The sequence below is a fragment of the uncultured Campylobacter sp. genome (assembly GCF_938040115.1).
Classification (GTDB): Bacteria; Campylobacterota; Campylobacteria; order Campylobacterales; family Campylobacteraceae; genus Campylobacter_A.
The window spans coordinates 1-6,043 of the sequence record NZ_CALHXD010000064.1 but is presented as its reverse complement, the minus strand read 5'-3'; the positions used below and the strand labels follow the sequence as shown (position 1 = coordinate 6,043).

Here is a 6,043-nt window from a genome sequence, read left to right as displayed (position 1 = left end):
AAGGGGGAAGGGGCTTGAATTTTGCTTCGCTATACTCGCAACTGCTAGCAGACGCGAAGTCGCTCCCTTCCCCCTTGACAATCCCCCACACTCTTTACAACAAAGTAAAAAACAACCTTAGATGGTTGTTTTTTACTCAAAGAACTTTAATTTACAATGCTAAATTTGATAAAACCAAATTTAGCGCCTTAAAGATGCGGGTCTCGGCGAGTAAAATTCTAAAATTTATCCAAATTTGAGCGGCACAAATTTGACTCCGAATTTGGCTTCAAATTTACAGTCAAAAAGTCAAATTTAATTTCACTTCAGCCTATCGCCGAATTTTTGTTTGTCGCTCATATAGACGAAGCTTAGCACCTCGGCGACGGCGCGAAAGAGCTCTGCAGGTATCATATCGTTTACCTCGCACATCTTGTATAGCTCGCGCGCTAGCGGCGGATTTTCGACGATTTTGACGTTGTTTTGCACTCCGATTTGCTTGATGCGAAGCGCTAGAAAATCCACGCCTTTAGCCAGGATCACGGGCGCTTTTTCCTTTGTTTTGTCGTAGCGAAGCGCAACGGCGTAGTGAGTCGGGTTTGTGATGATGACGTCTGCTTGCGGGATATTTTGCATCATTCTGTTGCGCGCGGCTCGCATTTGCAGCTGGCGGATGCGACCTTTTACCTGCGGGTCGCCCTCCATCTGCTTGTATTCGTCCTTGATCTCCTGCTTGCTCATTCTTAGGTCGCGAAAATACTGAAAACGCACGATCAGCACGTCAAGAAGCCCGATGATAAACATTACTATTAGCATCACGGCAGCTAAAATCAGCATCTTTTCTTTTAGCCATGCCAGCTGCGCCGCCATCGAGAAAAACAGCGTGTGCGGCAGCTCTTTGATAAAGCTTAAAAACATCAAAAACCCGACCGTAAAAACCGCCGTGACCTTGAGCACCATTTTGATGCCGTCTATCAGCTTTTTAAGAGAAAAGAGATTTTTGAGCCCTTTTATTGGGTTGATTTTGTTTAAATTTGGCTCCAAAGGCTTTGTGGTAAATATAAATCCAAACTGCATCAGGTTGGCGACGACGCCCGCGATCGCGATGCAAACGGCGATAGGTAGAATGATGAGCAGCGTGCGAAATATCGTCGTGGTCGCGACGCTAAAGAGTAGCTTGCGCGTAAACTCCTGGCCGATTAGACTCTGATAGTAGTTATACAGCGTGAAAAACTGATCGCCGATGAAGCCAAGAAGCGCCACAACGACGAAGATCGCGACCGCGAGCGTGACGAAGCCGGCTAGGTCTTGGCTTTTGGGGACGTTGCCGTCCTTGCGCGCGTCTTCGATTTTTTTGGAGGTGGGTTCTTCGGTTTTTTCTTGGTCTTCGCCTGCCATCTCTATCCTGAATTTGCTTAAATTTGGGCGATTATATCTAAAACGAGGTTAAATTTTACGCTACAATTGCCTAAATTTAAAGGAGCAAAATGCAAAAGCTTGACGATCACGTAAGCGAGTGGTTCGTGCAGATGAGGGCGCGCAACGAGGCTGCCGCGAGTCACTTTAAAAGCCGTAAAATCCCCTACAATGAGTCAAATTTGATAGATGTTTTACAAAGCTCTCAGGATAAATTTGACCTCCTTTGGGCTACTATCGCCTTGCGCGAGCTAGGCACGACGCGCGCGATCCCCGCTCTAAAAGGCGCCGTCAAATTTAAAAGTCTAGATGTACAAGGTAACGCGGCTCTAACTACCGCGTTTTTAGCAGGCGGCGTCGAGAACGGCTTTTTGGCGAGTTTGCTTTCTAGCAAAGAGTACCGCGCTAAATTTTACGCGATGACAGGGATTTTGCATAAAGAGGACGCGGCGCACTCGGCTTTGCCTTTTGTTTTGGAGTATTCGGCCAGGGCTAAAGGCGGCAAGGTGCTTGCCAAAACAGCGTGCGAAGGGCTAGACTGGCTATATCTAGCTAGATACGGCGCGCATTTGCCTCTGGCGCAAGAAGTTTTTGATAAAATAAATAAAAATAGGAAGTATGTAGATGAAAACGTTTTTGCAAGACTCGCAGGAGAATTCCCGCAAATTTTCACAATCTAAAAAACCGCAAAAAAGCGAAACCGATCTGCTTTTAAACGAGTGCGGCGAAGTTTTAGCCAAGCTAAAAAAGAAAAATTTGAGCGAGCGCGAGTTTTTATGCGAGCTGATAAAACTGATGGCTTTTTCGATACCGCAAATTCCTTATGAAATTTGGCTGGAAAAATGTATAGAAAGCGGCGATGTGGAGGCTCTAAACGATCTTGTTTTTCAGTACGCCAGAAACGAACTACTGCCGGGCTGTGAGGGCGGGTACGATCAGTGCGAGAGGCTTATTCATTCGTTTCTCGCGCTAGCGTGCGGCGACATGAACGGCGTAAAAAACGTACTTACGCACTCTATGCCGCCCAGCACGAACGGTTATAGATTTTTGTGCGTGATGAGCGATCTGGTTTCGGCGCTGCTATGGGACGATAAAAAATCGCTTGAGCCCGCACTAAAAAAAGCGCGTAGGTTTGCGGACTCCAAAAAGCCGATAAATGAAAGAGAAGCGGTAAAATTTGTCCTTGTCTTGCACGAAAAAGACGTGGCCGCGATGAGCGAGAGTTTGAGTAATTTTTGCGTAAAAGTTGCCAGAACCGCCGCGCCGAAATTTGAAAAGAGGATTAGTTTTTTCGCGCACGGACTTTACGCCTTGGCGCATTACCTCTTGCCTTTTGAGATTTTTGAGCGCATTAGCTTGCCGAAAGCTAAAAATTTCAGCGAAATTTACGCAAAAAGGCTTTTTGGCGGCGAACCGGCGCAGCCAAAATTATATTTTAGCTTTCCGCCGGAATTTGACGTTTTTAATCAAATTTTAAACGCGCCGCCGGCTAAAACCGTACTTCATCAGCCTTTTGACGGGCCTTCGCTGAGCGATCAAATACGCTTCCTAGATCACGACGCGATGGTCGAAAATTTAGCGGATGAAATTTTAAAAGCTGGGACATTAAACCAAAATTTATAAATTTTTGGATATCATCCGTCTCTTACAACCAACAAAGCTCCCCCAAGTCTTTTGAAATCCAAAAGCGCTTTTTGGTCTTACCAAATTTAGAAAGGTAGAGTATGTCAAAATACGCTATATTTAAGCACGGCGGCAAGCAGTATCGCGTCAGCGAAGGCGAATATCTTAAGCTTGACCATTTCAGTGCTGAAGCAAAATCATCAGTCGAGATTACGGACGTTTTGTGCGTAAACGACGGTGAAGTAAAGGTAGGCGCGCCGTTCGTAAAGGGTGCGAAAGTCGTTCTTGAAGTCGTAAACGAGGGCAAGGATAAAAAAGTCGTTATTTACAAAAAACGCAGACGCAAAGACTCAAAACTAAAACGCGGTTTTAGAAGACAGTTTACACGCGTAAAAGTCGTAAGTATCGCAGCTTAAGGAGATAAGAAATGGCACACAAAAAAGGTCAAGGCTCAACCCAGAATAACCGAGATTCCATCGGACGACGCTTAGGCGTTAAAAAATTCGGCGGCGAATTCGTTCGCGCGGGCAACATCATCATCCGCCAGCGCGGTACCGCTACTCACGCGGGCAGCAACGTCGGTCTAGGCAAAGATCACACGATTTTTGCGCTAATCGACGGTTTCGTTAAATTCGAAAGACTAGACAAAAACAGGAAAAAAGTTTCAGTTTATCCTGCTGCGTAATCTTTGGGGCGAAAGCCCCTTTTTCTTTAAATTGCTCCAAAAACGTTAAATTCCGATATAATTTTCATTGATATATTTTGTAATCTAAAGGTAATAATTATGATGAAAATAGACAAAAGTGAAATTTTAAAATATCTTGTTGAAAATATATTAGATAAAAATTTACTAAAAGATATAAATGTTCTTATTGACGAAAGTATTAAGTCTTTAAAAATTGACATAACGGATAACAAAATCAGTCCGAGTGATGCAGAAAAAGTTGTAAAATACATACAAGATGGCAATATATTAAAAAATCTAATGAGCGAAGCTATAAAAGAAAACCAATCTACAGCTAGATCTGGTGGAGGTTTTTGGTTTGGTGCTATTGTAGCTGGGGCAATAGCCTACGGGGGATATGAGATGTTTTTAGAGAGATATTCGGTAGAGCAGGAATATGCTTTTATTTCTACTTGTGTGGGCGAGCAAGGTTCTAGCCATAGAAAAAACCAATGTATCGAGAAAATAAAAAAGTGCTTAAAGGATGATAAAAAATTCTCGGAATGTTCTATATTTTAGACTGGCTTTTGATTTTTTTATATAATTCATCTCCTAAAATTTCTATTTCAAATTTGTCATCAATGAGCGGCTTATAGTGTTTAAGCTTCTTGTATTCATCGTTATCAAGCAAAAATCTATAAATAGCTTTTAGCTTATCGGCTGTTTCTCGAGTGCTTGATTTTTTGTTTCTAACTCTTTGCATAAGCTTTTCGTATGTTTTTGCTCGTGTTTTTAAATATCTTTCGTCATCTGAATTCTCACTAGCTTCCACAAAAGAAACTAAAAAATTTGTAAGCCCAAGTCTTATTTGGCTTACGCCGTTTTGTATGTTTTCTGCAAGTTCCTTGCATTCACGCTCATAATTTTCTGTCGCCATTTGTCGCCTAGCCTTTTTGTAAAATTCCAGAATTATACCACAAGAGAGGAGGTGATAAAAATGAGGATAGCAAGTATTAGTCAAGATGAGATTGATATTTGTATAAATTACTTAACTGGCTATGGTAAGTGGCGAGCAAATAAGTTGTAGCTAGCATAGTTTCATTTATGTGAGTCGCTCATTTTTTAGCCGACTTTAACGGCAGATTAAACTAAAGGATAAATAATGGCAAAATCAGGAATAAGACCACCAAATGGTCCAAGCACTACTGGTAATCCAAGCGGTAAAGGTCGTGGAAATAATCCACCTAAAAAATAGATATTCTCCTCCTTCGGGAGGGGATAAATTTAAGGAGCAAGAATGAAAATAGCCTTATATTTCGACTGTCAAAATGTAAGCCACGTTTTCATGCGCGATGTAATAAATTATTGTCAAAACGAGCGCTATGAGATTATTATAAAAAAAGCGTATAAAGATTTTACTAAACGTTGTGGATGGGACGAGGTTTTGCAGGCTAGCGACATAGAATCTGTTCATGTTTTTAATTACAAGCCCAATTGTGCCGACTTATCGCTTTGTTTAGATGCAATCGAGGATATTATAGTGTCTACCCAAATAGATGCCGTAGGTATCGTTTCAAGCGATTGTGACTTTACGCCGCTTATTATAAAGCTTAAAAAGTTGGGCAAAATAGTTTTGGGTTTTGGGGAGCAAAAAACCAAACAATCAGCAAAGGATGCATATTCAAATTTTATTTTATTACACCGTCAAATAGATAAAATTTGCGATCTTTCTGACATTGTTCAAGCAGTTAAGGAAAATAGCGGTAGCAACAGCTATGTTTGCAATGCTAAAGTAGTGAATTTTTTGCAAAACAAAGGCAATAAGGCAAAACCAGCTGACTATGGTTTTACGTCTTGGAAAAATCTCTATGAGAGCAACGCTCAAATTTTTAAGATAAACCCCGATTTTAAAAGTGATCTTGCTGTGGCATTGGTATAGTTTTGGTAATTTTAGATATAATATCTCTAAAAACTAAGGCAAAAAATGTTTATAGATAGCGTAAATTTAACCCTAAGCTCGGGTCACGGCGGAGCCGGCTCTGTGAGCTTTCGCCGCGAAAAACACGTGATTTTAGGTGGACCGGACGGCGGCGACGGCGGCGACGGTGGCGACGTATATTTCGTCGCCGATAACAACACGCACACGCTGGCGGCGTATAAAGGCAAAAAGGCCATGCGCGCGCAAAACGGCGAAGCAGGTATGGGGCGCAGGATGCACGGCAAAAGAGGCGAGCACCTAGAGCTCATCGTGCCTCCAGGCACTGCGGTGTTAGATGCTGAGACGGGCGAGCTGCTCTGCGACCTAACTAGCGAGGGGCAGCGCGAGCTATTTTTAAAAGGCGGCAAAGGCGGGCTTGGCAA

Annotated in this window: 8 protein-coding genes and 1 pseudogene; 7 read left to right on the top strand and 2 right to left on the bottom strand. The window is 42.6% G+C overall.

The window, feature by feature from the left end:
* Positions 1-300 precede the first annotated feature (300 nt).
* Positions 301-1,377 carry a flagellar biosynthesis protein FlhB gene (flhB, locus tag Q0314_RS02615; protein ID WP_298056217.1) on the bottom strand — a complete coding sequence of 359 codons (1,077 nt, stop codon included), beginning with the start codon at positions 1,375-1,377 and terminating at the stop codon, positions 301-303.
* Positions 1,378-1,466: 89 nt separating this feature from the next.
* Here flhB and Q0314_RS02610 point away from each other — a divergent pair, with 89 nt between their 5' ends.
* The 5 genes from Q0314_RS02610 to Q0314_RS02590 all read left to right on the top strand — a co-directional run bounded on the left by Q0314_RS02610 (position 1,467) and on the right by Q0314_RS02590 (position 4,261).
* A complete protein-coding gene (locus tag Q0314_RS02610; protein ID WP_298056214.1) occupies positions 1,467-2,075 on the top strand; it encodes a hypothetical protein in 609 nt (202 codons plus the stop codon).
* Entirely contained in the window at positions 2,020-3,018 is a 999-nt protein-coding gene (locus Q0314_RS02605) for a hypothetical protein (RefSeq protein ID WP_298056212.1), read from the top strand. The genes Q0314_RS02610 and Q0314_RS02605 overlap by 56 nt, the downstream gene beginning before the upstream one ends.
* A gap of 101 nt (positions 3,019-3,119) precedes the next feature.
* The gene (gene rplU / locus Q0314_RS02600; RefSeq protein ID WP_002947447.1) at positions 3,120-3,434 is read left to right on the top strand and encodes a 50S ribosomal protein L21; all 315 of its coding nucleotides are present in this window, start codon (positions 3,120-3,122) and stop codon (positions 3,432-3,434) included.
* An 11-nt stretch (positions 3,435-3,445) separates the two neighbouring features.
* Positions 3,446-3,703 carry a 50S ribosomal protein L27 gene (gene rpmA, locus Q0314_RS02595; protein WP_002943616.1) on the top strand — a complete coding sequence of 86 codons (258 nt, stop codon included), beginning with the start codon at positions 3,446-3,448 and terminating at the stop codon, positions 3,701-3,703.
* 99 nt (positions 3,704-3,802) lie between these two features.
* Positions 3,803-4,261, top strand: coding sequence for a hypothetical protein (locus tag Q0314_RS02590; RefSeq protein ID WP_298056209.1), 459 nt, complete (start codon positions 3,803-3,805; stop codon positions 4,259-4,261).
* Here Q0314_RS02590 and Q0314_RS02585 read toward each other — a convergent pair.
* A complete protein-coding gene (locus Q0314_RS02585) occupies positions 4,251-4,619 on the bottom strand; it encodes a hypothetical protein (protein WP_298056206.1) in 369 nt (122 codons plus the stop codon). The genes Q0314_RS02590 and Q0314_RS02585 overlap by 11 nt on opposite strands.
* A 360-nt stretch (positions 4,620-4,979) precedes the next feature.
* Between Q0314_RS02585 and Q0314_RS02580 the strand changes: the two genes are divergently transcribed.
* On the top strand, positions 4,980-5,621 hold the full coding sequence (locus tag Q0314_RS02580; protein ID WP_298056203.1) for an NYN domain-containing protein: 642 nt from the start codon (positions 4,980-4,982) through the stop codon (positions 5,619-5,621).
* 45 nt (positions 5,622-5,666) lie between these two features.
* A pseudogene (locus tag Q0314_RS02575) lies at positions 5,667-6,043 on the top strand (GTPase ObgE); the annotation flags it as partial.